The sequence below is a fragment of the Autumnicola patrickiae genome, assembly GCF_031846525.1.
Taxonomy (GTDB): domain Bacteria; phylum Bacteroidota; class Bacteroidia; order Flavobacteriales; family Flavobacteriaceae; genus Autumnicola; species Autumnicola patrickiae.
Genome location: NZ_JAVRHM010000009.1, coordinates 28,350 through 53,371, shown reverse-complemented (window position 1 = coordinate 53,371; position 25,022 = coordinate 28,350). Strand labels below are relative to the sequence as shown.

General features: G+C 38.0%; 26 protein-coding genes, 1 tRNA gene and 1 pseudogene. 15 read left to right on the top strand and 13 right to left on the bottom strand.

Annotation, left to right across the window (positions count from 1 at the left end; translation table 11 throughout):
• Positions 1–90 precede the first annotated feature (90 nt).
• The 6 genes from RM549_RS09305 to RM549_RS09280 all read left to right on the top strand — a co-directional run bounded on the left by RM549_RS09305 (position 91) and on the right by RM549_RS09280 (position 4,227).
• The gene (locus RM549_RS09305; RefSeq protein ID WP_311684037.1) at positions 91–420 is read left to right on the top strand and encodes a hypothetical protein; all 330 of its coding nucleotides are present in this window, start codon (positions 91–93) and stop codon (positions 418–420) included.
• Between the two features lie 105 nt (positions 421–525).
• Positions 526–1,032, top strand: a complete 507-nt coding sequence (locus RM549_RS09300; protein WP_311684035.1) for a hypothetical protein — start codon at positions 526–528, stop codon at positions 1,030–1,032.
• Complete coding sequence (locus RM549_RS09295; protein WP_311684033.1) at positions 1,032–1,985, top strand: calcium/sodium antiporter; 954 nt, start codon at positions 1,032–1,034, stop codon at positions 1,983–1,985. Before RM549_RS09300 ends, RM549_RS09295 begins: the two co-directional genes overlap by 1 nt.
• Before the next feature lie 4 nt (positions 1,986–1,989).
• Complete coding sequence (locus tag RM549_RS09290) at positions 1,990–2,448, top strand: COG2426 family protein (protein ID WP_311684031.1); 459 nt, start codon at positions 1,990–1,992, stop codon at positions 2,446–2,448.
• 35 nt (positions 2,449–2,483) lie between these two features.
• Complete coding sequence (locus RM549_RS09285) at positions 2,484–3,737, top strand: dicarboxylate/amino acid:cation symporter (RefSeq protein ID WP_311684029.1); 1,254 nt, start codon at positions 2,484–2,486, stop codon at positions 3,735–3,737.
• Positions 3,738–3,993: 256 nt separating this feature from the next.
• Positions 3,994–4,227, top strand: a complete 234-nt coding sequence (locus RM549_RS09280; RefSeq protein WP_311684027.1) for a hypothetical protein — start codon at positions 3,994–3,996, stop codon at positions 4,225–4,227.
• Between the two features lie 109 nt (positions 4,228–4,336).
• On the opposite strand, the gene RM549_RS09275 is transcribed toward RM549_RS09280, so the two are convergent.
• The gene (locus RM549_RS09275) at positions 4,337–4,579 is read right to left on the bottom strand and encodes a hypothetical protein (RefSeq protein WP_311684025.1); all 243 of its coding nucleotides are present in this window, start codon (positions 4,577–4,579) and stop codon (positions 4,337–4,339) included.
• Between the two features lie 156 nt (positions 4,580–4,735).
• Here RM549_RS09275 and RM549_RS09270 point away from each other — a divergent pair, with 156 nt between their 5' ends.
• Positions 4,736–5,497, top strand: a complete 762-nt coding sequence (locus RM549_RS09270; protein WP_311684023.1) for a DUF481 domain-containing protein — start codon at positions 4,736–4,738, stop codon at positions 5,495–5,497.
• Here RM549_RS09270 and RM549_RS09265 read toward each other — a convergent pair.
• Entirely contained in the window at positions 5,494–5,985 is a 492-nt protein-coding gene (locus tag RM549_RS09265; RefSeq protein WP_311684021.1) for an SRPBCC family protein, read from the bottom strand. The genes RM549_RS09270 and RM549_RS09265 overlap by 4 nt on opposite strands.
• Before the next feature lie 194 nt (positions 5,986–6,179).
• Between RM549_RS09265 and RM549_RS09260 the strand changes: the two genes are divergently transcribed.
• Positions 6,180–6,305, top strand: a complete 126-nt coding sequence (locus RM549_RS09260) for a hypothetical protein (RefSeq protein ID WP_311684019.1) — start codon at positions 6,180–6,182, stop codon at positions 6,303–6,305.
• A 133-nt stretch (positions 6,306–6,438) separates the two neighbouring features.
• Here the strand turns inward: RM549_RS09260 and RM549_RS09255 are convergent, their stop codons facing one another.
• A complete protein-coding gene (locus RM549_RS09255; RefSeq protein ID WP_311684017.1) occupies positions 6,439–7,554 on the bottom strand; it encodes a DUF2914 domain-containing protein in 1,116 nt (371 codons plus the stop codon).
• Between the two features lie 272 nt (positions 7,555–7,826).
• On the opposite strand from RM549_RS09255, the gene RM549_RS09250 reads away from it, so the two are divergent.
• The gene (locus RM549_RS09250; protein ID WP_311684015.1) at positions 7,827–8,492 is read left to right on the top strand and encodes a class I SAM-dependent methyltransferase; all 666 of its coding nucleotides are present in this window, start codon (positions 7,827–7,829) and stop codon (positions 8,490–8,492) included.
• Between the two features lie 391 nt (positions 8,493–8,883).
• Here the strand turns inward: RM549_RS09250 and RM549_RS09245 are convergent, their stop codons facing one another.
• The 5 genes from RM549_RS09245 to RM549_RS09225 all read right to left on the bottom strand — a co-directional run bounded on the left by RM549_RS09245 (position 8,884) and on the right by RM549_RS09225 (position 12,757).
• Positions 8,884–9,735 carry a universal stress protein gene (locus tag RM549_RS09245; protein WP_311684012.1) on the bottom strand — a complete coding sequence of 284 codons (852 nt, stop codon included), beginning with the start codon at positions 9,733–9,735 and terminating at the stop codon, positions 8,884–8,886.
• Between the two features lie 251 nt (positions 9,736–9,986).
• Positions 9,987–10,271: an exonuclease/endonuclease/phosphatase family protein gene (locus tag RM549_RS09240; RefSeq protein WP_311684011.1), complete on the bottom strand. Its 285-nt coding sequence runs from the start codon at positions 10,269–10,271 to the stop codon at positions 9,987–9,989.
• Between the two features lie 98 nt (positions 10,272–10,369).
• A complete protein-coding gene (locus RM549_RS09235; protein WP_311684009.1) occupies positions 10,370–10,825 on the bottom strand; it encodes an exonuclease/endonuclease/phosphatase family protein in 456 nt (151 codons plus the stop codon).
• A gap of 122 nt (positions 10,826–10,947) precedes the next feature.
• Entirely contained in the window at positions 10,948–11,274 is a 327-nt protein-coding gene (locus RM549_RS09230; RefSeq protein WP_311684007.1) for a cyclic-phosphate processing receiver domain-containing protein, read from the bottom strand.
• A gap of 415 nt (positions 11,275–11,689) precedes the next feature.
• Positions 11,690–12,757: a leishmanolysin-related zinc metalloendopeptidase gene (locus RM549_RS09225; RefSeq protein WP_311684005.1), complete on the bottom strand. Its 1,068-nt coding sequence runs from the start codon at positions 12,755–12,757 to the stop codon at positions 11,690–11,692.
• Positions 12,758–13,454: 697 nt separating this feature from the next.
• Here RM549_RS09225 and RM549_RS09220 point away from each other — a divergent pair.
• From RM549_RS09220 to RM549_RS09195, 6 genes and pseudogenes are all read left to right on the top strand, one after another.
• Positions 13,455–13,628 (top strand): annotated as a pseudogene (locus RM549_RS09220) (BfmA/BtgA family mobilization protein); the annotation flags it as partial.
• A gap of 247 nt (positions 13,629–13,875) precedes the next feature.
• Positions 13,876–14,025, top strand: a complete 150-nt coding sequence (locus tag RM549_RS09215; protein ID WP_311684004.1) for a hypothetical protein — start codon at positions 13,876–13,878, stop codon at positions 14,023–14,025.
• 389 nt (positions 14,026–14,414) lie between these two features.
• Positions 14,415–14,630, top strand: coding sequence for a helix-turn-helix transcriptional regulator (locus RM549_RS09210; protein WP_311684002.1), 216 nt, complete (start codon positions 14,415–14,417; stop codon positions 14,628–14,630).
• Positions 14,630–14,944 carry a HipA N-terminal domain-containing protein gene (locus tag RM549_RS09205; protein WP_311684000.1) on the top strand — a complete coding sequence of 105 codons (315 nt, stop codon included), beginning with the start codon at positions 14,630–14,632 and terminating at the stop codon, positions 14,942–14,944. The genes RM549_RS09210 and RM549_RS09205 overlap by 1 nt, the downstream gene beginning before the upstream one ends.
• Positions 14,941–15,882 carry a HipA domain-containing protein gene (locus RM549_RS09200; RefSeq protein ID WP_311683998.1) on the top strand — a complete coding sequence of 314 codons (942 nt, stop codon included), beginning with the start codon at positions 14,941–14,943 and terminating at the stop codon, positions 15,880–15,882. Before RM549_RS09205 ends, RM549_RS09200 begins: the two co-directional genes overlap by 4 nt.
• A 322-nt stretch (positions 15,883–16,204) precedes the next feature.
• Positions 16,205–16,711 (top strand): hypothetical protein, encoded by a 507-nt coding sequence (locus RM549_RS09195; RefSeq protein ID WP_311683996.1) that lies wholly within the window; start codon positions 16,205–16,207, stop codon positions 16,709–16,711.
• A gap of 227 nt (positions 16,712–16,938) precedes the next feature.
• Here RM549_RS09195 and RM549_RS09190 read toward each other — a convergent pair whose 3' ends face one another.
• From RM549_RS09190 to dnaE, 5 genes are all read right to left on the bottom strand, one after another.
• Entirely contained in the window at positions 16,939–18,156 is a 1,218-nt protein-coding gene (locus RM549_RS09190) for a site-specific integrase (protein WP_311683994.1), read from the bottom strand.
• Positions 18,157–18,410: 254 nt separating this feature from the next.
• Positions 18,411–18,484: transfer RNA gene (locus RM549_RS09185), tRNA-Asp, on the bottom strand.
• 86 nt (positions 18,485–18,570) lie between these two features.
• On the bottom strand, positions 18,571–19,500 hold the full coding sequence (locus tag RM549_RS09180) for a DUF58 domain-containing protein (protein WP_311683992.1): 930 nt from the start codon (positions 19,498–19,500) through the stop codon (positions 18,571–18,573).
• A gap of 87 nt (positions 19,501–19,587) precedes the next feature.
• A complete protein-coding gene (gene trxA, locus RM549_RS09175) occupies positions 19,588–19,905 on the bottom strand; it encodes a thioredoxin (RefSeq protein WP_311683990.1) in 318 nt (105 codons plus the stop codon).
• Between the two features lie 487 nt (positions 19,906–20,392).
• Complete coding sequence (gene dnaE / locus RM549_RS09170; protein WP_311683988.1) at positions 20,393–24,781, bottom strand: DNA polymerase III subunit alpha; 4,389 nt, start codon at positions 24,779–24,781, stop codon at positions 20,393–20,395.
• Positions 24,782–25,022 lie beyond the last annotated feature (241 nt).

Genomic DNA, 25,022 nt, shown 5'->3' with positions numbered 1-25,022 from the left:
TAAAAATTGAAATATTTTTTTAGGAATTAAATTTTGTTGAAATCTTAACAGTTTTATTCCATAGATTTGATCCAATATTAGGAAGAGATCATGTTAAAATTGAAGTTGGTTCTGATTTTACTTTTGTTGCTTTGCGGCGGCAGTAGTTTTACCATGTCTGCTTCAGAAATAGATCATCCTGAAATAAATAACGAGCTTAAAACTCAATTTTCAGAAGATCCTGGCGATTTATCTCCAAGTTATCTTTCAACCTCAAATTTTCTTTTTAAGAATAGATTATCTTATTATTCAATTGCCTTTCTTGGCGAAGAAAATTCCAGGGAACAATCAAGATCTAAAGCTTACTTTTTAGTCCATCGATTTATCGAGCCGGGACTAAGCCTCATTGATATTATCTATCCCTTTCACATTTTTCTCTAGAGATTTTTAATCTTCGGGCAATAACTGCATCTTCAGGAATTCCTCACAGAGGGATAACGCTTGCTGTTATTAACAACAACAGATTAATATTTTAAATTCGAAAAAATGAAAATAGATTTTATATTGATTTCCAGTGCACTGGCAATTATTTGTTTTTTACCCTTTATCCTTCTGCCCCTCTTTGAAAGTAAGGAAGAAAAAAAACTTAAAAACAAGTTTAAGGAAGAAGCATTAAGACTAGGCTTAAATATAAGTTATGAACTTAGCTGGAATACTAACTTAACAGGAATAGACATTCTAAAAAAGCAATTTTTATTCGTCCAAAAATCAGATCTTGGATTTAGAGTAAATCATGTTGACTTAAGTAATGTAAGTCAGATAAAAATGGTCACTCAAACTGTCAATGTCAAGCAACAGGGAAAGCTGGAAGAAATTCTCTCCCGTATAGAACTGGAATTTTACAATTGCAATTCTCTTGCTCCTCTCATTGTGACGGTATTTGACCACGACCTGAACTATAATCAGGATTATGAATTAAAAAATGCCAAGGATTTAGTGGGCGAACTACAGAAATATTTAAATGCTCTTCCAGTACTAAAACGCACCGCATAATGATACTTTCTATTATTTTACTGGCAGTTGGTCTGCTCCTGTTAATAAAGGGAGCAGACTGGTTGGTGAATGGAGCTTCAACAATTGCACGAAAAAAACAGATTTCAGATCTGGCAATCGGTCTTACTATTGTAGCTTTTGGGACTTCTGCGCCAGAACTGGTTGTGAATGTAACCGCATCCATAGAAAATCACCAGGACATCGTCTTTGGAAACATCATTGGCAGCAACAACTTTAACCTGTTCTTTATTCTGGGTGTTGCCGGATTAATTACTCCTTTGGCGGTACAGTCCAGCACCCTCTTTAAAGAGATTCCGGTATCATTTTTAGCCGGAATACTATTGCTGATTTTAGCTAACAGTTTTATTTTTCAGGATGAAATTCTTAGCCGGACTGATGGTGTAATCTTATTAATTTTATTCCTGGCATTCCTGGGATATGTCTACACCCAACTTAAAGGTGTACCTGTAACTAAGGAAGTTAAAGAAGTGGATTTACCCGTATGGAAAATTTGGGGCTTAATAATTATTGGACTGGTGGCTCTTATTGCCGGTGGAAAGATGGTAGTCAATAGTGCAGTTTTTATGGCCACTACTATGGGCGTAAGTGAGAAACTTATAGGATTAACCATTATAGCCGCCGGAACTTCTTTACCGGAACTCGCTACTTCTGTAGTTGCTGCACTTAAAAGGAATAGTGATATAGCGATAGGGAATGTTATAGGATCGAATATCTTCAATATCTTTTTTATTCTTGGAGTTAGTGCCACCGTAAGGCCTATCGCTTATGATATCATATTTAATCGGGATATTTTCTTACTTCTGGGAGGAACAGCCTTGCTTTTCTTAATGCTCTTCTTTGGAAAGAAAAAACTGGGCAGACTGCCTGCTGCTTTGCTGGTAGCAACCTTTATTATCTATACACTTTACCTGGTAAGCCAGGAAATCTATTAAAATAATGCTTAACGATATCATCACCGCAATGCTATGGAGCATTTCACCTTTTGGGGAGGCAAAAGTTGGAATCCCATACGCCATTTATAATAACGTAAACTATTACCTGGCTTTTACTTTGTGTTTTGCCGCTAACGTAATGGTATTTCCGGTTATGCAATTCTTTCTTCAACATATCAATAAATACTTGCTCAAGTGGAGGTTCTATAAAAAATCCGCAATTTTTGTTGCCAGAAGAGCGAAACTGGGAGCTGGCAAGAATGTTCAGAAATATGGGTTCTGGGGGTTATTGCTTTTTGTAATGGTACCAATCCCAGGTACAGGTGTATATGCCGGCACAATCGCAGCATGGTTATTTCGCCTGGAGAAAAAGCAGGCCTTTCTTGCCAATACAGTAGGTATTTATTTGTCCTGCGTAATTGTATGGATTGTTACCATTATTTCTGTAAATGGACTGGCTTAATAGTTTGAGAGATAGAAATTTTAAATGTGTAGCAGGTGAAAAACCTTAAAATTGCACTGCATTGGCAAATCCTTCTGGGAATGGCCGCAGGGGTACTCTTTGCTCTTCTACTTTCAAGCTTTTCGTGGGGTGCAGACTTTATTAAAGATTGGATCAAACCTTTTGGCACCATCTTTATAAATTCTCTCAAGCTCATTGCAGTCCCACTTATTCTTGCTTCGTTAATAAAAGGAATTTCTGACCTTGGAGATTTGTCAAAATTGTCCAAAATGGGAAGCAGAACCATCATTACATTCATCCTTACTACTTTCGTGGCTGTATCTATTGGATTACTCTGTGTAAATGTGATTAAACCAGGAAATGCAATCTCTGAGGAAACACGAAGCAATTTACTTCAGAGTTATTCCGGGGAAATTTCCAGCCGGGTTGAACTGGCAGAAGAACACAGAGAAACAGGACCGTTACAGGCGTTAGAGGATATTGTACCTTCTAATGTTTTCTTTGCAGCCAGCGACAACACCAAAATGTTACAGGTGATCTTTTTTGCAGTATTTTTTGGGGTAAGTCTCATTTTGGTTCCAAAAGATATTGCTAAACCTGTCGGGGATTTTTTTGCGGGTTTTAATGACGTTATCCTAAAAATGATAGATCTCATTATGATGGCAGCGCCCTATGGAGTATTTGCCTTATTAGCAGCATTGGTGATAGAATCTCCAAGCTCCAACTTATTTTCTGCACTTGCCCTATATACAATAACCGTACTGACCGGACTTCTGTTGATGCTTGGAGTATATGCCGGAATTGTTTATTTTTCTACCCGCAAGATCCCAAAAATCTTTTTTAAAGCTATTGCTCCAGCACAGTTGCTTGCTTTTTCCACCAGTTCCAGTGCGGCTACACTTCCCGTTACAATAGAATGTGTAGAAAATAATCTCAAAGTTTCCAGAGAGGTCGCCAGTTTTGTACTTCCCATTGGAGCTACCATAAACATGGATGGCACCAGTCTTTACCAGGCCGTAGCAGCAGTTTTTATTGCCCAGGCCTTTGGTATGGATCTCAATCTTGAAGCGCAGCTTATGATAATCCTTACGGCAACCCTGGCGTCCATAGGATCTGCAGCAGTACCTGGAGCAGGTATGGTCATGTTAGTAATCGTTCTTGCCCAAGCCGGTATCCCTGAGGCTGGGCTTGCTCTAATCTTTGCAGTAGACCGGCCTCTTGACATGTGCAGAACTGTAATAAATGTATCTGGAGACGCTGCTGTCTCAGTAATGATCAATAAGTTCTGACTAGTACCTGTCCTAACAAACATTTATTTTTTTACTCATAAGTCTTTTGCAAAGGTCTTTCTGGCAATATGAGTCATCAGGTAAGGGTTCTTATTCAATTGATCATGTGCTACAAAAATTAACTTAATTGCCATATAAACAAGCAATAAGTTTAGATTTTATCGGATAAAAATTTAACTAAAAATAAATTTTGCTGAATATTTTTGAATTCAAAAATGATATATATTCGCTGCCTAAACAATTAATTTTCATTTAAATGAAAAAATCATTTTTGACTCTTGCTGTAATCGCATTAGTTTTAAGTTTTACATCTTGCAAAGAAGTTTCTGCTGAAAACAAATTGGAAACTGAAGTTATTGAGTCTACAACCCCAACTCAGGCAGAAGTTCTTGAGACTTCCGCTGAAACAGGTATTGATTCTATCGATGTTGTAACTGAAGTAGAAGATTCTATATCTACACCTAACGAGCAATTGCCTATAGAAGAATAATAAAAGCACCTAGAATAAGGCAGAGCTAATTAATTTTAATCTGTTATTATGTTTTAAAAAGGGAGATTCCTAAAGGGTCTCCCTTTTTCTTTAAAAAGCGATCACTTTTTTATTTTTTGCTCAAGGGCTGCTTTTGCAATTGTTTTTCTAGGGCGTCCATATCCCTCTCCACCTTTTCATCCAAAACCTTTGCATAAATTTGCGTGGTTTTAAGGGATCTGTGCCCAAGCATCTTGCCCACACTCTCTATTGGAACTCCTTTAAAAGATCCTTTGAATAGAAGTAAAGCTAGTAGTTCGGGCAGCCACTGGGAACATTCTTTTGAGCCAATTAAATTAAGTAATCGTCTCATTTCTATAAAGTCCTGTTATTCACTTCTTCTACAAATTAAATATTGTGTGTGATATATTCAGGTCGTTCCCTATCAATTATTAAAGAAGTATCCCCGAAAAAAGTTGTTGAAGCCTAAAGCCGCATTTCAGAAGGATGTTTTTTACTTTTGAAAATTATGAACAGAATTCTTCTTTTAAGTTTATTTATCCTATTGCCAAGTCTCCTTTCTGCGCAACTGGTGAATATTGAGTCTAAACGTATGCAAACCGATTCAATAAGGTTTACTTTAAATGCCGACTTTTCCTTCAATCATACCAATAATGATGGGGTTCAGGTGAATCAGATAGATGCTGCTTTGACCACACAGCTAAAATCAAAGGACCTTCGGAAAATCTATTTCTTTTTGGGAAATTACAAACTCATAGATTCAAAAGAAGGAAACCTGCAGAACGCATGGTTTCTTCACGGGAGGTTTAACTATGAATTAAATCAATTATTAAGATTTGAAACTTTTCTCCAGGGGCAGTACAATCAACTACTGGTTGTAGAACAGCGCAACCTGATAGGCGCAGGGCTTCGGGTGAAATGGATGGACAGAGAACGTTTCAACGGTTATGCCGGCAACAGCTATATGTATGAAATGGAATCCAGCGACAGGGCAGAAACTACTAACTATAATCACCGCAACAGCACCTATGTAACTTTATCATATACTGCCGAATCAAATAAATTTTCAGTTACCAATACTGTTTATTATCAACCGCTCTACAGAGATTTGAACGACTACAGAATCCTGGAACAATTTCGGCTGGATATTCCCCTTTCTAACTGGTTTAAGGTATTTACCACTTATAATTACTATTTTGATAGTAAGACTCCGCTAAATACCGAAGAATATACGTCCGAATTAAATATCGGAGTGGGAATTAGTTTTTAGAAGTAAGAGTCATTTTCCGGTAAAACTTCCCGCCACCTGTCACTTTCTGCATACTCTTTAAGAAACCTGTTGCGCCCCTTTAGAAAATTGGTCATATATTTTTTAAGGAATAATTTATTTGCCAGCCAACCTAATATTCCCAGAGGAGCCTGGAATTTAAAAATATCTTTCATTAGTGTTCCCTCTATGGTTGTGGAGAAATAATGTTCATGCCTGATACTTTTAAAAGCACCTTTCTCCATTTCATCCGCAAAGAAAAGTGGCGGATCAAAGTCTGTAACCCTGGTAGTCAGATGTTGCCATACCCCAAGATGTTTTCCATGCCAGGTAACCGTTTCATTCAAACCTATTAATCCGCTGGTTCTTCCTGCAACCGCCCTTTCGTTCGAAGATCTCACAGCTTCTGATTGGAAATCAATACTTCTGGATAAATCATAAACAATTTTCTGTTTGGCTTTTATGTGGGTTTCTAACTCGATAATTGGCATTACATGATTTTTTTATTGATCTCTTCTTCGTGTTATTACAAGATAAGCAGAATTTCCTAGTAGGTAGTTTCATGGTTCGTGATCAGTGTCAGAGAGAGTAACCTCTTTTTCCCTTAGACTTTATACCATCAGCTTTCGAAGCGTCACTTATTGTCGCGCGCTCCTCTTCTCTTAGTGCTACAAAAGAAAAGGAGATGAGAAAACTTGAAATCACCCTTTCAGAGGTACAGTACCAACACCTTCAGGAGGAGATAAAGTATACCAACAGAAATCACCTTTCAGAAGGGGTATTTGGAGGCATGAGCTATGTCTTCAGGTAGGCATCCCCCCATTCTTCGGAAGTACGTTGGAATTGAAAACTGCCAGCACCATAGATTTGGGAGAGGTGGAATGGAGGTTTAATGAACTGCAAGCCGTCTTTAATGATAAGAAATAGTATTGAGGAAACAGTTATTAAAATGTTTCCTTTACCATTCCTTCTATATTGGGTTCAGAAGTGTTTTTAATAACAAAACCTACAACACCAAGTAATAGCTCCTCTTGTGTAATTATATGAACTTCCCATTTGCCTTCCTTAAGGTTGTTTTTATAAGTAAATCCACGATAACCATGATCACGCCCACCGGTAACTTCAAAGCCAATGTCCTCGGTTATTTCCCACCTCCCGGTTTCGGGATTGTACCATTGCCAACGATGAAAAACTGACTTTTTTATAGCTGTAGGTGCAAAAACAGAAGTGAACACATAAACCCTTTCACCAGCATGACGATGAAAATTGATGTTATGTGTACGCCAAAATATATACCATTCATCCCTCTCGTAAGTAACGATGTATTCATTATTTTTTTTCCCGACATCATGAGCCACGAACCCGGTTTCCATAGCTAATGGTACCGGCGGAATAAGATTAAAATAGTAAAAAACATTGATAACTAAATAGATAGTAAGGATACCACTGATCAGTTTTTTTAGACTTATCTCTGCTCTTGTGCTTGGGCTGGAGGTGTAAATAAACAGGATAAGAGCCAGCGTACAAGCTAAACTCAGAAGTCCGGAAATAATAAAAACAAAGGTATTCATCTCCTTTATCAGCGTAGGGACCATAAAGGTGAAAAAGGTAAAACTTATAAAAAAATAAACACTGAACTGGAGGTATTTATTGGAGATTTTCTTTTTAAGAAACTCGTTTGCAAATAAGAGCAGCACCAGCAGTATGAAAAAAACCATAGTTTTTGACAGTGACACACTTCTAAAAAAATAGATGACAAAAGCACTTGATAGTGCCCCAAAGAAGAATTGTATGGCTAGCGGAAAATATTCGGAATAACGATCGATAAAAATGTTTTTCCATTTACCATCATCCGACAAATTGAAAAAATACAGCGTTAACGATAATAAGGTCATATGCGAGCAAAGTACCACCGTATCATAAGTTCGATCTATTCGCCCTAAAGTCAACGTGTCAAAAATAAAGCCACCCATAAAAAAAAGAATAGGGGCGTACTTTTGATTGCGAATAACATACCTTCCAAAAGCACTTTTTCTATATCTTACTAAAGCTCTTTTCATACTATTTCAATAGCGACAAAAGTAGCGTAAAAACTTCATCCGGATATTTACTTTGACCTTAATGCCAGAGCGGTTTTGAAAAAAGCGGAATTAGGATCTTTCGAAAATTTCAGCGAAACGGAATAAATTGTCATTATTCATTGTGGTGGTTTCGTTATACCGTCCTCTGCTTTATGTCCACTTTTCAAAATTAAAATTTGATTCTTCAACCATTGTATGTTCCAGAATTTAATCCGTTACTTTTGAGTGATGATCCAGTTTCTACCTTTTAAATGACAAAAAAGAAAAAAATAAAGCAGCCCTGGCCAACAAAAGCTGCCATGGTGCAGATCTATGAAAATAATTTGCGGGGTGGAAATGAATCTGAATTTTACTCCGGTTTAGGCTCCCATCATCCTGAGCTGGTATATCGTTATGTGGAAACAGTATCGACATTCTTAAGATCTTTTAAAACTCCGCCAGTAATTTGCGATCTTGGGTGCGGGGATTTTAATGTTGGGAAGGAATTGGTGCAGCATTCTAAAAAGTATATCGCCATAGACATTGTGCCTGATCTTATAGCGCACAACAAGAAAAAATTCGGGGCAGAGAATTTAGAATTTCACGTCCTGGATATTGCAGCGGAGGAATTACCGTTGGGCGATTGTGCCATTCTCAGGCAGGTGTTACAACATTTATCTAATGCAGAAATAAAGAGCGTGGTTGAAGAATTATACCGGTATAAATATGTTATTCTTACCGAGCATCTACCGGAGAAGGATTTTGAAGCCAATAAAGATATTATCTCCGGGCAGGGAATAAGGCTAAAGAAGCAAAGTGGGGTGAATATATTAGAGCCACCATTTAATTTTAAGGCCAAAGAAGTAAAACAGCTATTATCTATTAAACACCCCGGGTTTAAAGGAGTTTTAGTAACTACCTTGTATATAAATCATTAGAAAAGCTTTGCGCCCTTTGCGTAAAACTTTGCGACATTGCGGTGAAAATTTAACCCGCATTTTCTTAGAATAGAGGATTTCATAGAAATAATTAGACGTAATTTTTTACAACACCCGGATGGCTTTTAGGAACCGGCGGGTGTAACCTTTTTTGGAGAGATTTGTAGTCACTACTTTCAATAGTAGCGTGAATAAAATCGCTTTCTTTCCCATTTCCATTGGAAACAATGCCAATATGACCAAAGGCATTGCGGGTGGGACTTAAAAACAATAACAGATCTCTTTTTTAAACATTCTCAACTGTATTGTCAAAGCTCTACTTTAAAAAATGAAGGATTCTTGAGACGGAAAAAATCAAACTCCGCTCACCTTTTTATTAGGCCAGGTACGGTTATTCATTTTTATTTAACTCCGGGATTACCAATACCGGAACAGACGGATCAAAATCGATATCCTTTTCCATACTTTGATTAAAAAGACGGGTAAAGAAACCCTTTTTTCTACGGTATAAACTTAGCATATTACTATTTCGACTTTGAATAAAAAGTCTAATCCCTGTGGAAATTGTGGTGTCGGTGAGCTTATGGAAAGTAAATTTCGCCCCCTCTAGTAAAGTGTCCAGCTCCTCTTTATTCGCTAATTGCTTTTTATTTAAAGTACCATTAGATTCCTGGATTTCTAATACTCTTATGCTTGCATTTGTAAGTTTTGCCAGATGTATAATAGTTTTTAATTCCTGGCTTTTATAGCTATTACTGAAAGGGGATGGAAAAACTATTTCAGAGAATTCCTTTTGAGTAAACTTACAGGTTTCAGGAATCACCAGAATGGGAAAGCTGTCCAGACTTTGAAGTATTTCGGAAACCCAATTATGATAGGCATGATTAATACCCGCAGAATCACCCGGGGAGCCTAATATGATAAGATCGATTTTATTTGAATCTGTAATGTCGTGCACCGCATCCTGAACTTTTTTTTGAGAAGAAATAGATTCGAATTGATGCGGAAAGTTTTCCTTCCGAAAACTTATTCCCTGCATAATTCGTTGCAAACCAATTTCAGATTCTGCTTTTTCTTCCTTTTTATTTTGCTTTAGCAGTTCTTTTTTATAACAATGCAGAATGAAAAATTTTGCTTTGGTTTTCTTATAGATTTCCATTCCGTAAATCAAGGCATTCCAGGAGGCCTTTGAAAAATCGGTAATAAGCAATATTTGGTTCTCCATAGGAATAACCTCAGACAAGATGATATTTTTTACACTTGGAAGATATAAATTAAAAATCAGCTTTCAGTGTTTTTCTATGAATTTCAGGAGGATAAAATTAAAGTCTTATCCAGTAGCACATCTTGCAGAATCATTGGGAAGGAAAGCAATGTTGTTGGTATAAGAGCGGCTGGCGATAAAGCAGTCGGTCCTTAGATATTGCGAACTAGATACCCTGGCGATGGTGATGATTAGGGAGTTTCTTAGGGAGGTGACCTCTTAGGAGGCTCCTATTTACCGCCAAAGTTGAATTCTGCCCATACGGGAATATGATCTGAAATACGCCTTACAGCTTTCATATCAGTAAAGTTTTTATAAATAAGTACAACTCCAGACTTTAACACTTTGATGCTTTTAGTACTGTAAAAAATGTTATCGTACTCCGAAGCAAGACATTCATTATCTGCGCATTCCATTTTCATAGTTGTTCTCTGATCCCGGAAAACGGGAGCATACCTCATCTTCTTCAGCGGATTAAAGACAGTATGATTTTGAGGTACATTGAAGTCTCCCAAAAAAATTAGGTTCTTATCAGAATAAAGTTCCGGGAAAAATTTAAAATATTTAATCTCTGTTTCCGGCTGTTTCTTCTTTGGAATTACATGAAAACTTACTAAAGTAAATTCTTCCCCGTTGTACCTAAAGCTTCCAAAGAAAGGCTCCCGATCGATCTCCTTAACATAGTTTTGATCAAGGATGCACGCCCTACCGACTGAACATTAGAGGTCTTCCAGAGAAAAGCGTAACGCTCAGTAGCATAAGGAGTACTCTCGGTTGCTTCACTTATTTGGTAATTCCACTTCGCTCCTGTACGGTTTAGCTCATCTACCAGTCTGGCAACGGCTTGTGGTCCGCCATAACCCGCCACTACTTCCTGAATCGCAACAACATCAAAATTCTTTATAGTCTGAGCCATAATCTCTATTTCAAAATCGCTCTTCGATTTTCCAAGGTTTTGAAGATTCCAGGAACAGATCTTTACCTGCGCAAGCAGGAAATTGCTTCCTGCAAAAAGGAAAATAATAGTGAATAGTATTTTCGAAAAACTTTTGAAATTATTCAGGTTCATTAAAGTGGATTTGGAAATCGTAAAACAAGATACCAATATACATTCTATAAGTTCTGCCACCTTAAGAAGCTTATGTCTACCACTCCATTTTTTTTCTGTATTTCTCCTATGCTAATAGATGGTTAGGTATTTATCTTCAAGAATTTAATATAATTACTCAGTAAACCACGAATCTGTTCTGTCGCAACAGGATTGGCGGAATGAACCTTAAATTTCAGATCAATAAGGTTCAAACCAGATTCATAAACCAGCCATTTGGCCGCAGCATAGCCATTGGGTGCAACTAGATCATTTTCATCCAGACCCAGATCATTATCAAAGCTGATCATATCGGACAATCCTTTTTCCCGAACGTATTTTATAAACTCATCATAGCTTCTAACCACCACAAAATCTCCTGCTTCAGACTGGCCGTAGACCATATCAGGAGTTCGAATATCCCATTCCAAATTCTCTTGGACACCAGCCAAAAAGCTATAAAAATAAAATTATGAATGAGATAGTTTGAAAAAGCTTTTAGGCTCAAGTCCGCTGGATCGAAATCAAATCATTGAGTCTTCTAAAAATCGAAATATAAGGAAACAGTAAAGATGTGGGTCACTAACAATCCGGTTCCTCACTTGTAAATTTAAATGTCTCTCTAATTGTTTCCGCATTTCATAACACCAGAGTAGTGCCTGGTATTAAAGTTCCTCGATATGCCTTATCTAGATCAAAGACATAGAATAATTCCCTCTAGAATGGTACTAATTCCCTATTGGTAAAAAACCTTTATAAATAAAAAACCTGATCCATTTTTATAAATGAATCAGGCTCTTGTATAATATTCATACTTTTAATTTTCTTAAAAGTCCAAATTACTTACTATTTATCTACAACTTCTCCAATTGGTTGAAGTAATACCTCATGTTCAGCAATATTGATTCCCTGGCTACCATTGGCATTCATTGCATCAAGCTCGCTTATATCTACTCCTGGAGTGCCTTTAGCTAGATCATATTGTTCACCAACACTTGCAGCTCCATAACCAAGATCCTTCATAGATCCAGCGGTTATTCGACTTAATGGATTTTCTCCTAAGTTGATAAATCCAGTCATCAGTTCATTACCCAATAAAGATTCTCTCCAATGCCCACCAGCTGTACCGGGACCTCCAATATTTTCAATTGGAAGTTCAAATTCACCACCCTCAGCATTCCAAAATACATTGGCCTTTTTTCCTGTGAAGTATGGATTACTCGCAGGTCCCTGACTAAGCATTTTATCTCCCACATTCCATAACGTACCTACTCCTAAAACGTGTCCCATTTCATGAACAATAACGTTCTCAAATAAACCCAAATCATCTAGGAACTGAAGATCAGCAGTATCAAATTGCATAACACCACTTATGGTTAAACCGTTACTTGTACGAATAAATCTAGGACCGGCGGAGCCGAGAACCGCTCCAGGTCCATCTATAGGTACAAGAACTACCTCAATTACCACATCATCAACTGGACCATCAGCATTTAGAGCCGGAAAACCTACAAAAGCCGATGGTATTGCTCCGGCAACTGCTTCTTCCGGTATCGAAGATTCATCTTTAATAATGATTCGTTCCCACCGAGCAGCAGCAGATTCAAAGACTTCACGCTGTCTATCGGTTACAGGCACCAAATAGTTAATCGAAATATTAAAACGACCTCTATCTACTCCTGCTGCATCTGTAGCCTTTTTTTTACTAATATTGCTTTTAGCAATATTTGATTTAGCATCAATTCGAATCATTCCATCCTGTGGAGCAAGCAATTCAAATTCCTGCTTTGCCGTTGTATCCATATCTGATTGAACGGAATCTACAGCATCTTCAGAACAAGAAATAAGTAAAGCTGCACTCATAGCTGCAGTAAACAAACCTGTAAGTTTAGATTTTTTTAAAAATTTTTTCATAGAACATTATTTACTAGGAACTGTACTAAACAGTTTATTATTAATAATTGGGTAATTTACAACAAACAACTATAAATATTAGAAAACACCCTATTGTTTAACAACTGTTTACTTTAATTTAAATTTTCAATTTTTATTCATTACTGCGGTTTCTCGCGAATCTTTAGCTATTTGCAATCAATTCTATAATGATTTTTTCTCACAGAAAACTATTTCAGACCTCGGTGTCGGGCATCACTTTCCATTTTGATCTATGCCCATTATTCCTTTTTAAAATATTCTCATTTATTTCTCCATATTTTCATAATTAATTTCAAAGATTTTCTTTTTCGAATCTTAAAAAGAGGATTTTATTACCTCCACAAACAGAGAGCTATTAAATTCTATTTAATAGTTGAAATTTTTGTCCCTGGGGGACGAAAAGGTAAAGCGAAAAGGTAAAGCAAGAGGGTAACACGCAGAGCGGTGTTAAGGATACCTATTCTATTAATAAATTACTGACATACAGTTTTTTACAATTTTTGAAGATAGAGAAAAATTAAATTTCCAATTGGTTTTTTACTAAAAGTGCTTTGCCGCTGCAGTAAAACCGTTTAAAAATTACTAAAAAATGGATTCCAGATACAGAAAAGAAAGATTTGAAACTTTAAAGATCAAACTTTCAGTAGCCAAAAAATTTTGAAGCTATTGTAAGGAATTATTTGAGTCACAGTCAATGACGCTTCTCTTAATGATTGAGTTTTTTGAACGAAATGGAGTATCTCCACATGAAATAATAGGTCCGTATATGGACACTCTGGACGCTTTAATCAAGAAAAGAATCAGCGCTGTAATAGCTATTCTTTTTTTTGGTCAACGCAATATTCTCTGAAATTTTTGCTCTTGGGGCAAAAGTTAAATAGCAGGATTATTACGATTTAAAAAGGATATAGAAAAACCCAGATCAAACCAACAGCAGGAATGTTATTGTATCTTTTTGAGCGAACAGAAACCAAAGCGAACAAACCGCTGATTTTGGAAAAGGATCAATTCCCGGATGTGTTAGCTGGCATAAAATTAAGAATGGAGCAAATAATAATTTTTAAAAAGTCAATAGGGACTAATAAATTGAGATCATTATGAAAGAGAACACTCATCCATTTATGGTAACTATGCATTCCCTGGAAGCTAAAATAGAGCAGCTAACAAGGGAATTCAGGATCAGGCAGACCAAGGATCCTGTCTCATCCTTCTGGATAATGATGATTTTATCCAGATGTTCAAGATAAGTGCGAAAACTGCCCAAAGCTGGTGGGAAGAAGGGCTTATTGATTACGCACAAGTAAAAGGAAAGATCTATTACAGTTTAAAGGACATCCAGTCATTTATAAATCGTCACTGAAAAAGCAGGGGGTATTTTAATTTAAATATTATGACCTCGAAAATTTCAGTTCCCATTCAGCTATTTAATAATGTACAGCAAACTGTACCAGAGGTTGTTCAGCATCGGGTCGCAGCTTGTTCCCTACTTGTTCATTTTTTGAACTAGTTGATGCTCTCTCTCTTGCAACAAAATTTTATACGCGAACAGGTATAAAAGTGGTGTAGAAACTAAAATATACCTCATTGGGTATAGGTATATTACTTTTTGCTATATTGCACCCGTAAAGGTATATCTATGGAAGAGTGGAACCGAAATAATCCAATTGCGGAATACGTACGCGAGCAAAGGAAAGCCAGTAAAATGACCCAAACAGAACTTTCAGATCTAACCGGTGTGGGACTCAGATTTGTTCGTGACCTGGAACAAGGCAAACCTAATCTAATGACAGATAAAGTAAATCAAATTTTGCTATTCTTTGGATCTACATTAAAACCACAACCTATTGACTAATGAGGCAGGCAAAAATTATTATAGATCAGAGTTTAGCCGGAATTCTCACAGAAAACGAAGAGGCCTATATTTTCGAATATGATGAAGATTATCTAAAAAGTAAGTCTCCAAAACCTGTGAGTTTAACCCTGCCTCTGCAGAAAGAATCTTTTAAATCCGAGATTCTATTTCCGTTTTTCGATGGTTTAATTCCTGAAGGCTGGTTGCTCGATATCGTTCATAAGAACTGGAAACTTAATCCGCGGGATCGAATGGGATTGCTTCTAGCTACCTGTAAAGATTGTATAGGAAACATAAGTGTAAGACCGCTATGAAAAATTGCCTCGCCTGTTTACAGCCTTTACATAGAGATGAGACTAATTATCACCCTGCCTGCCTTGCAGACTTCTGGCAGCAGGATACACCTGTACTTCAATTAGACTATTCCCTTTCAGATCTGGAAGAGCTCGCAAAAGAAAATATAGCTCAGCGTATTATAGTACCGGGAGTACAGCCCAAACTTTCTTTAGGATTTACTGATCATCAGGAACACAAGAGATTAACGATAGTAGGAGCTCTTGATGGCAGGTATATTCTGAAACCACCTTATCCACAATATCCTCAAATGCCGGAAATAGAGTTTTTATCTATGCATATGGCCAAAGCTTGTGGAATAGCAACAGTTCCTTTTTTATTAATACCCCTGAAGGATGGGGAACTTGCCTATTTAACCAGAAGAATAGACCGCGACGACAATGGTAATAAATACGCCATGGAAGATGCCTGTCAGTTCACAGAAAAACAAACGGAGCATAAATACAGAGGTTCATATGAGCAAATTGCAAAAGCAATTTTAAAGTACAATGGAAATCGCCTTATTGATGTGGTTCGTTTCTATGAGCAGGTAATTGTCTCCTATCTCATTGGTAATAATGATATGCATCTGAAAAACTTTTCTTTAATAGCAAAAAAAAACGGCTCTTATGAACTGGCACCGGCTTACGATGTGCTAGCCGTACAACTTCTAATGCCTGAGGATGACGAGGAACTGGCTCTCACTCTAAACGGGAAAAAGAAAAAACTTAAAAAGCCTGATTTTGATACAGCTATGGTTAATGCCGGCATACCTGAAAAAGCAATTGAAAATTTATGGAGGAGAATCGACAAAGGTTCCAGGGCCTGGAGGGAACTTTTGAGCAATAGTTTTCTAAATAGCGATAATAAAGAAAAATTACAAGAGCTTCTGATTTTGAAAAAAGAGCAGGTAAAATAGTTTTGGAAAACATTTAATGTGATAAATTGATGATCTTGGTTCTCAGATAAAATTACTGACTACACCTTTCCCAATTAATATTCTCGTTTAGCCTAATTATATTTTTTTTGAAACAGATGCTAATGCACAGTTAGAAGATGCATAAAGGAATTTTCTATTGCAGAACCAAATAAGTAAGACATCATCCTTTTAGGAGGTTATGTATTTACTCCACACCTATCATAAATTCATCTGCGATACTTGAAATCAGTTCATGTAACGACGTCTTCTGTCACAGTAATTCAGTCTCTTTGGTTTTATTAACCTAAGAAAAAATAAAATAATGAACATACTTTACTTACACGACGTAAATAGTAAATTAAGTGATAAGAAACGGATGATCCTTGAGAAACATGGAAATGTCTTTGCTCCAAATTTTGATTACTCAAAGGAGAAAATTCTTTCTTTTAAAACCATTGTAAAATATGTTCATCCAAGAAAAGATGTTATTATTGGTTGTGGTCTGGGTGCTGTAAATGGTTTTATAGGTTCAAATATAAATGGCACTCCCGCTCTGCTGTTCAATCCCCCTTTGATGAAATATTATAAATATTCAAAGGCACCTCAAATCGTTCAAGGTCCTAAGTACTTAGTATTAGGTGCAAAGGATGAAGTTGTAGATCCTCGGGAAACCTTAACTTTTTTGAAGGACCATCTACAGCAAAAGGAACTGGAAATAAAAGTATATCCTTATCTTGGTCACGAAATATCTTCTGTATTTTTTAAAGAGCTGGTTTCAGATTATTTTTATAACCTCAAGTTCACTTTCAGACAAGGCGGCTGCTATTAAATTGCAGTTTTAGTTTAGTGATTCCAATTGAACATATTTTATTAATTAGAGTCCAGATGGTTTGAGCTTATATCGACTTCTGAACTGTCTGAAATATAAAGTTTTTGCTGAAATTTTGACTAATTTTTATTTTCCTGATCTTTGTCCGCCTTTAAGAGATACATCAAGATCAGTCCTCTATAAATCTCTTACTCTCAGCAGCTTCAGCACAGATAGCTTGAAATTTTTTACTGTTTATTTTTCATCTTTTGTTCCAGCATCTCCATATCCCTCTCCACCTTTTCATCCAACACCTTTGCATAAATCTGTGTTGTTTTAAGGGATCTGTGCCCAAGCATCTTGCCCACACTCTCAATTGGAACTCCTTTAGAAAGCGTTACAGTAGTCGCAAAGGTATGCCGGGCTAAATGGGTGGTGAGATTTTTTTTAATACCGCAGACGTCCGCTATTTCCTTTAGGTAAGAATTTGACTTCTGATTGGTCAATACAGGCAACACTCCTTTACCTGCTTTTACGTACGGATGATCAGCGTACTTATCTAAAATCTTCCCTGGGATTTCTAGTATCGGAATACTGCTTAAAGATTTCGTTTTTTGTCTTTTGGTTTTTATCCATCTTTTACCGTTTTGCTCAATGATGTCATCCGCAACAAGTTTTTTGACATCGGCAAATGCCAGTCCGGTATAGCAGCAAAATACGAAGGTATCCCTTACCATATCAAGACGGGGAATATCGAATTTTTGTTCAGCCATGACTTTAAGTTCAGAGTCCGTTAGATATTCCCGCTCAGAAGATTTCCAGTTTCCCTTCCAGTGAAAGAAAGGATCTTTATCTATCCGTTGATTGGCATAGGCAATACGGATGATCTTCTTGAAATTTACAATATACTTCTGAGCAGTATTGTGGGCACAATCTTTTTCTGATTTTAAAAAATGATCGAATCCGGTGATAAATTTGTGGTCCACATCTTCCACTGGAATATCTTTTGCTTTTCCACGGAACTCCAGATAATCCTCTATATGTTTCTTGCAGGCATTATAACGTTGCAAAGTTCCTTTAGTAAATCCTTTTCCAATGAGTTTTTCCATATCATCATTGTGATCCTGAAAAATCTCCTGCAACATATATTGCTTCTCCTCTTTGCCTAAATAAATCTCTTTAATTGTTGTAGCCGAAATGCGCCGGTTCTCTCTTAACAGCCTATCGTGGATTTCATATAAGGAAGACCGGGTATGATCCAGAAACCGATTAACCGTTCTTGCTTCCTCTGAAGTTCCTTTGGCCTTCCCGCTTTTGGTGTTCCATAGCTGGACTTTGATTCTCCGGCTAGTACTAAATTCCGCTCGCTTACCTCTATAGGTAATTCTGGTGTACAACACAGCTTGATCATCCGGTGTAGACCTCCCTTTTTTAGGGAAAAATAAAATGCTTAGTAAAGTTGACATAGGTGCGTCTTTTAAAATGCTCACCTGAAAGGTACAAAAAGAGGGTGCCCAAAAGTGTTAAAGAAACGCTGCAACCATTTTATTAACAGTACTTTAAGATTAATTCGGTGCGTCTTTTTTTCGCGCAAAAAGACGCACCGAATTCAGCACCAATTAGTCAGGTTTATTTGGGTTATTTTAATGTTTCGGGGAATAAAAAAAACCTCTAAATCATTGATTTTGAGGCTTTTTGCTTTAATTTAATGCTTAAAAAGCGGTCTGGACGAGACTCGAACTCGCGACCCCCTGCGTGACAGGCAGGTATTCTAACCAACTGAACTACCAGACCGTTGCTTTATTGCGAGGGCAAATATACCACCGTTTTACAATCCTGCAAACCTTTTTTTGCATTTTTTTCAAAATAATTTCGACTTATCAACCAATCTTTTGTCTCTCAACAAGATAAGTCGTCAGAATTTTATCCAGCTTTTTATTAGTATCGGCCTGCACATAATTAATCTTATATCTCGCGCACTCCAGCTTAAGTGTATTTATGTAATCTTCAACAGCAAGCTTGTAGTTTTCCTTTACATTTTCAGAATACAAATCCACCTGCGCACCCGTTTCCACATCGGTAAACCTTCTTGGAACATTGTCAAAATCGAAGCTAAGTTCCCTCTTTTCATCCATCACGTGAAAAAGCACTACTTCATGCTTATTATATTTTAAATGCCGTAAAGCCTCAAATAAGTCCGTTTCCTCTGCATCTGCCTGGAACATATCGGTAAAAAGGAATACCAGCGACCTTTTCTTCAGTTTTTCAGCAATCTGGTGCAGATATTTATGAGTATCAGTTGCTTTCCCTTGAGACCCTTTCCGCACAAGATCATTCAGCGTATTCAGGAGCATATGGTGGTGCCGCTCACTTCCTTTTTCCGGTGCATAAAATTCAAATTCATCACTATAAACACTCAAACCAACGGCATCCCGCTGCCGCTTCATAATCTGCATAATACAAGCCGAAGCTAAAGCAGAAAAACCTATCTTATTCAGCGAACTCACCTCTTGCTTTGCCAGTTTTGGATAATGCATAGAAGCCGAATTGTCCACAATCAAATGGCACCTCAAATTCGTTTCCTCTTCATAACGCTTCGTATAAAGCTTGTCGGTTTTGGCAAATAACTTCCAGTCAATATGTTTGGTACTCTCGCCGTTATTATAAATTTTATGTTCAGCAAATTCTGCAGAAAATCCGTGAAACGGACTCTTATGTATCCCCGAAATATATCCTTCCACCACCTGCCGCGCCAATAATTCCAGATTTGTAAATCCGCCCGCCTTGTGTACCTGCTCCTGTAAATCCATTCCGCTTATTTGTAAAACAGATAGTAATATAAAGAAAAAGGCCTGATTTTCATCAAGCCTTTCTATAATCGTTATTTAATAATTATACTATAAAAGATTGTCAAGTGCCTCAGCATAAGTAGCTTTAGGAGCCACACCAACCTGGCGACCTACCAATTCCCCGTTCTGAAAAACAAGTACTGTAGGTATATTTCTCACACCATATTTAGCAGCAAATTCCTGGTTTGCATCCACATCAAGCTTTCCAACCAATGCTTTACCTTCATATTCTGCGCTTATCTCATCGATGATTGGTCCAACCATTCTACAAGGTCCACACCATGCAGCCCAAAAATCCACCATTACAGGCTTATCACTCTTTAAAACTTTTTCCTCAAAAGTCGCATCTGTTATTTCAATTGCCATAATATCTTATTTTAAGTTTTGCTTCTTTTATATAATCTGTAAAATTAGTCAAATATTTTTGCTTTTCTTACACAAGCAAGATTGTATTTGGCTATATCCTCATTTACGCGGCTTATTTGGCGGTTTCCCCGCGCTCGTGGCGCGGGGCCGGGCTTTTCGCGCTATAAGGTAGCTTGCTCCAATCCCTAACCGAAAATAAGCGGGCAGTGACACAGTTTACAGTAGCAGTTAATTCAATCCTTGTTCTGTTTTTTGCCACTGCTTAATTTTGGCAATTTTCGCCCCACAACAACAGGAAACTCAATCTTAAACCCCCAGGAGGGTGCCCTAAATTGTCAATTATCGACCTATCTCCACGCTCAACAGCAAACGGACAACAGACACAGACAACAATAAGCTTATACCCAGATTTGGCAATTTTCGACCGACAGAAACCTCATCTTTCTTACTTCGAAAAAATTCCAAACCCCGAACAAAAAACCACCAACTAATTCAGCTTATAATTCACCTGTTCTTCTTCCAGCGCTTCCAGTAATTCCTGTGAAATCTTTATTTTCTGCCTCTTACTCGGCATGTGCAGCTTCACCTGATCTTTCATTTCATAAACCACAAAATTTAATTTGTGATCCCCGCGATGGGATCTGAAAATATCTTTTAAAACAGCAATTTTCTCCTCTTTCAGATCATTTATATCCAGCTGAATGGTAAGTTTCTTTGCATAACTATCCATAATATCATGAAGTAACTGAAAACTGTTAAACTGAATCCTGGGATCACTCTTTTTCCCGGTTTCCTTATTGGTCCAGCCTTCTTTAATAAAAGCTTTTACATGCACAAAAGAATTTGGAACCAGAAAATGCCGGAATTTGAGATATTCTTCCCCAAACATCCTGAATTCATAAGTCTCTACGTAATCTTCCACAAAAAACGTCGCCCATCCTTTGCCCATTTTCGAGGTCCTGTGCTGGACATCGCTAATTATCCCTCCAAAAGAAAGTTCCCTGTTAACGAACTTTTCCATATCATTAAAATCAGCTAATGTGGCATTGCAAAAATATTGCAGTTCCTTTTTAAAATCATCCAGCGGATGCCCTGAAATGTAGATTCCCACCACTTCTTTCTCTCTTCTTAACTTTTCCATCGTGCCCCAGGGTTCACAAGGCGGCACAGTAGGCTCCGGAATTTGTACATCGCTGGCTTCGCCAAACAGACTCACCTGCGAAGAATTTTCATTCTCCTGAAATTTTGCGGCAAATTTTATCACTTTTTCCAGAAACGTCATTCCGTCACCTTCATCATGAAAGTATTGTGCGCGATGAGTATCGCTAAATCCATCAAAACCACCGGCTAACGCCAGGTTTTCAAAAGCCTTTTTATTGGCTGCACGAAGGTCAATACGCTTTGCCATATCAAAAATGGAACGATAAGAACCTGCTTCAGTTTTACGATTTTCGACAATAGTGGCCACTGCTCCTGCCCCGACACCTTTAATGGCACCCATACCAAACCGAACTGCGTAATCTTTATTTACAGAGAATTTGTAGTAAGATTCATTTACATCAGGACCAAGTACATTCAGTTTCATGCGTTTGCACTCTTCCATAAAGAAGGTGACCTGCTTAATGTCATTCATGTTATTGGATAGCACCGCCGCCATATATTCCGCAGGATAATGGGCTTTTAAATAGGCAGTCTGGTAAGCGATCCAGGCATAACAGGTGGAGTGGGATTTGTTAAATGCATAAGCTGCAAATGCTTCCCAGTCTTTCCATATTTTTTCCAAGACTTCCCTTGGATGGCCTTTGGCTTCTCCTCCATCAAGAAACTTCGGTTTAAGTTGTTCCAGTAAAGCAAAGATTTTTTTACCCATCGCCTTCCGCAGCATATCGGCGTCACCTTTGGAGAATCCTGCGAGTTTCTGCGAAAGCAACATCACCTGCTCCTGGTAAACTGTAATTCCGTAGGTTTCCTGCAAGTATTCTTCCATATCAGGTAAATCATAGGCGATCTCTTCACTCCCATGCTTCCTGGCAATAAAACTCGGAATATATTCCATCGGGCCCGGCCTGTACAAGGCGTTCATCGCAATAAGGTCGTCAAAAACCGTTGGCTTAAGATCCTTCATATGCTTCTGCATTCCCGGCGATTCATACTGAAATATTCCTACCGTTTCCCCTCGCTGGAAAAGCTTGTAAGTCTCCTCATCATCCAGCGGGAAATTATCGGGATCCAGATCTATATCATGTCGGCCTTTTACAATTTTAACCGTGTCCTTTATTAAAGTCAGGGTTTTAAGGCCCAAAAAGTCCATTTTCAGCAGGCCGGCGCTTTCTACTACAGAGTTGTCAAATTGCGTAACATATAAATCGGAATCTTTTGCGACCGAGACCGGCACATAATCTGTAATATCCCCGGGAGTAATAATAACCCCACACGCATGGATTCCTGTATTCCTGACTGAACCTTCCAGAATACGAGCCTGATTAACGGTTTGCGCCTCCAGGTCGTCTCCTTCAGCTATATTAAGGAGTTCATTGATATTCTCTAATTCTTCACTTCGGAATTTGCTTTTCAGTTCCTTTTCGTTCATTCCGAAGATTTTACCCAGTTTGGTATTCGGAATGAGCTTCGAAATCCTGTCGGCATCGCTTAAAGGTAAATCCAAAACCCTTGCAGTATCCCGAATTGAAGATTTAGCAGCCATGGTTCCGTACGTGATAATCTGCGCCACCTGATTTGCTCCATACTTTTCGATTACATAATCCATAACACGGCTACGCCCTTCATCATCAAAATCGATATCAATATCGGGCATACTTACACGATCCGGGTTTAAGAAACGCTCAAAAAGCAGATCGTACTTAATCGGGTCGATATTTGTAATTCCAAGGCAGTAGGCCACGGCACTTCCCGCGGCAGATCCACGGCCGGGCCCAACCGATACGTCCATATTACGTGCTTCCCGAATAAAGTCTTCCACAATAAGGAAATAACCGGGATAACCGGTATTTTCAATAACCGAAAGCTCAAAATTAAGACGTTCTTCAATTTCCGGAGTAAGATCTGCATACCGTTTCTTCGCCCCTTCAAAAGTGATGTGCTTTAAATAGGCATTTTCGCCCCGCTTTCCACCATCTACTTTATCTTCTTCAACTAAAAAAGCTTCAGGAATTGTAAATGCCGGTAACAGTACATCCCGCGCCAGTTCAAAAGGTTCAATTTTATCCACAACCTCCTGAACATTTGAAATCGCTTCGGGCAAATCTTTAAAGAGATTCTTCATCTCTTCGCCAGACTTGAAATAATATTCCTGGTTTGGCAAACCATAGCGATAGCCTCTACCCCGACCTATTGGCGTGGCCTGCTTTTCACCGTCTTTTACACAAAGCAGAATATCGTGCGCATTGGCATCTTCCTGTTTCCAGTAATAGGTGTTATTGGTGGCAATAAGTTTTACGTCGTGGGTTTTGGCAAAGTCCACTAAAACCGGGTTCACCCGATTTTCATCTTCCTGATTGTGACGCATAATCTCCATATAAAGATCATCGCCAAATTCCTGTTTCCACCAAAGCAAAGCCTCTTCAGCCTGCTTTTCTCCCATGTTAAGTACTTTACTGGGAACCTCCCCGTAGAGGTTTCCTGTAAGCACAATAATATCTTCTTTATATTTCTGAATTACTTCTCTATCTATCCGCGGCACGTAATAAAATCCCTGGGTATAGGCGATGGAAGACATTTTTGCCAGGTTATGATAACCTTTTTTATTCTTTGCCAGCAAAACCACCTGGTAACCATTATCCTTTCTGGATTTGTCACGATGGTTTTCACAAACAAAAAATTCACAACCTAAAACAGCTTTTAATTCTTTAGCTTCCGCAGGTAAATTATTTTCAAGAGCTTCAGCATTTTTTGCTTTAACAGCTTTATTATAGGCGCCAACTTCTTTTACAAAATGAAAAGCGCCCATCATATTGGCATGATCTGTAAGTGCAACGGCCGGCATATTTTCTTCTCCTGCTGCATTTACCAGATCGGGAATGCTAATGGTAGATTGTAAAACCGAAAACTGCGAATGGTTATGCAAATGTGCAAACGGCACTTCATCCAGCTTTTCGAGATTTTCCTCAATTTCCTCGGTAGTAATCTCCTCGGAAGGTTGTTCCTTCTGAAGCTGTTTCCTTATTTCTTCGGAAGCTTTTTTGAGATTGATATGTTTTAGTCCGATAAGTTGTATCGGCTGCGGATTAGCTTCTGAAAAATTCTCAAAATAATCTGCAGGAACATCTAATTGTTCTTTGGTGAACATCCGTTTTCTGATAAGCTCCAGGAAACAACGTGTGGTTGCCTCCACATCGGCAGTCGCATTGTGGGCTTCAGCAAAAGGTTCGTCAAAGAGATATTCGTGCAGTTCAGTAAGTGTGGGAAGCTTAAATTTTCCACCACGCCCACCGGGAATTTTACACATTTCTGCAGTCACCTCGGTACAGGTATCGAGAATTGGCAAATTCAGCAATGAATTCTCCATCTGAAGACGAAAAAATTCCGCCCCCATAATATTCACATCAAAACCTACATTTTGACCAACGACGAACTTTGATTTATCAAGAGCGGTCTGAAATTTTTCCAAAACCTCCTTTAAAGTAATTCCGTTTTGCGCGGCAAGTTCTGTGGAAATTCCGTGAATCTTTTCTGCATCATACGGAATATTAAAACCTTCCGGTTTTACCAGGTAATCCTGACTTTCCACTAGATTTCCCAGATCATCATGCAGCTGCCAGGCTATTTGTATGCATCGGGGCCAGTTATCGGTATCGGTTAAAGGCGCATCCCAACGCTTTGGTAATCCGGTGGTTTCAGTATCGAAGATAAGGTACATGTGATTCGGGTTTAATTTAGGCAGGCAATAGTATTACAAAAAAAACACTCCGGCTTTTCCCGCTAAATTAAAGATAAATTGACTTTCGGTAAAAGAAACTTTTTATAAATTATCAACCACTTTAGGACACAAAAAAAGCCTCACAAACAGTAACCAATAAAGGTACTTATTTGTGAGGCCTGATACGAACATTTTAAACTACTACTACATCAGTCAACCTTTGTTCGCATCTTTTTTCTCC

What these genes read in the sequence shown, in the direction of transcription:
- RM549_RS09305 (WP_311684037.1), top strand. Translation starts at nt 91, where the DNA reads ATGTTAAAATTGAAGTTGGTTCTGATTTTACTTTTGTTGCTTTGCGGC.
- RM549_RS09275 (WP_311684025.1), bottom strand. Translation starts at nt 4,579, where the DNA reads ATGAGACGATTACTTAATTTAATTGGCTCAAAAGAATGTTCCCAGTGG.
- RM549_RS09300 (WP_311684035.1), top strand. Translation starts at nt 526, where the DNA reads ATGAAAATAGATTTTATATTGATTTCCAGTGCACTGGCAATTATTTGT.
- RM549_RS09270 (WP_311684023.1), top strand. Translation starts at nt 4,736, where the DNA reads ATGAACAGAATTCTTCTTTTAAGTTTATTTATCCTATTGCCAAGTCTC.
- RM549_RS09250 (WP_311684015.1), top strand. Translation starts at nt 7,827, where the DNA reads ATGACAAAAAAGAAAAAAATAAAGCAGCCCTGGCCAACAAAAGCTGCC.
- RM549_RS09180 (WP_311683992.1), bottom strand. Translation starts at nt 19,500, where the DNA reads ATGGATTTACAGGAGCAGGTACACAAGGCGGGCGGATTTACAAATCTG.
- RM549_RS09210 (WP_311684002.1), top strand. Translation starts at nt 14,415, where the DNA reads ATGGAAGAGTGGAACCGAAATAATCCAATTGCGGAATACGTACGCGAG.
- RM549_RS09205 (WP_311684000.1), top strand. Translation starts at nt 14,630, where the DNA reads ATGAGGCAGGCAAAAATTATTATAGATCAGAGTTTAGCCGGAATTCTC.
- RM549_RS09200 (WP_311683998.1), top strand. Translation starts at nt 14,941, where the DNA reads ATGAAAAATTGCCTCGCCTGTTTACAGCCTTTACATAGAGATGAGACT.
- RM549_RS09265 (WP_311684021.1), bottom strand. Translation starts at nt 5,985, where the DNA reads ATGCCAATTATCGAGTTAGAAACCCACATAAAAGCCAAACAGAAAATT.
- RM549_RS09235 (WP_311684009.1), bottom strand. Translation starts at nt 10,825, where the DNA reads ATGAACCTGAATAATTTCAAAAGTTTTTCGAAAATACTATTCACTATT.
- RM549_RS09195 (WP_311683996.1), top strand. Translation starts at nt 16,205, where the DNA reads ATGAACATACTTTACTTACACGACGTAAATAGTAAATTAAGTGATAAG.
- dnaE (WP_311683988.1), bottom strand. Translation starts at nt 24,781, where the DNA reads ATGTACCTTATCTTCGATACTGAAACCACCGGATTACCAAAGCGTTGG.
- RM549_RS09290 (WP_311684031.1), top strand. Translation starts at nt 1,990, where the DNA reads ATGCTTAACGATATCATCACCGCAATGCTATGGAGCATTTCACCTTTT.
- RM549_RS09260 (WP_311684019.1), top strand. Translation starts at nt 6,180, where the DNA reads ATGAGAAAACTTGAAATCACCCTTTCAGAGGTACAGTACCAACACCTT.
- trxA (WP_311683990.1), bottom strand. Translation starts at nt 19,905, where the DNA reads ATGGCAATTGAAATAACAGATGCGACTTTTGAGGAAAAAGTTTTAAAG.
- RM549_RS09255 (WP_311684017.1), bottom strand. Translation starts at nt 7,554, where the DNA reads ATGAAAAGAGCTTTAGTAAGATATAGAAAAAGTGCTTTTGGAAGGTAT.
- RM549_RS09190 (WP_311683994.1), bottom strand. Translation starts at nt 18,156, where the DNA reads ATGTCAACTTTACTAAGCATTTTATTTTTCCCTAAAAAAGGGAGGTCT.
- RM549_RS09280 (WP_311684027.1), top strand. Translation starts at nt 3,994, where the DNA reads ATGAAAAAATCATTTTTGACTCTTGCTGTAATCGCATTAGTTTTAAGT.
- RM549_RS09295 (WP_311684033.1), top strand. Translation starts at nt 1,032, where the DNA reads ATGATACTTTCTATTATTTTACTGGCAGTTGGTCTGCTCCTGTTAATA.
- RM549_RS09225 (WP_311684005.1), bottom strand. Translation starts at nt 12,757, where the DNA reads ATGAAAAAATTTTTAAAAAAATCTAAACTTACAGGTTTGTTTACTGCA.
- RM549_RS09215 (WP_311684004.1), top strand. Translation starts at nt 13,876, where the DNA reads ATGAAAGAGAACACTCATCCATTTATGGTAACTATGCATTCCCTGGAA.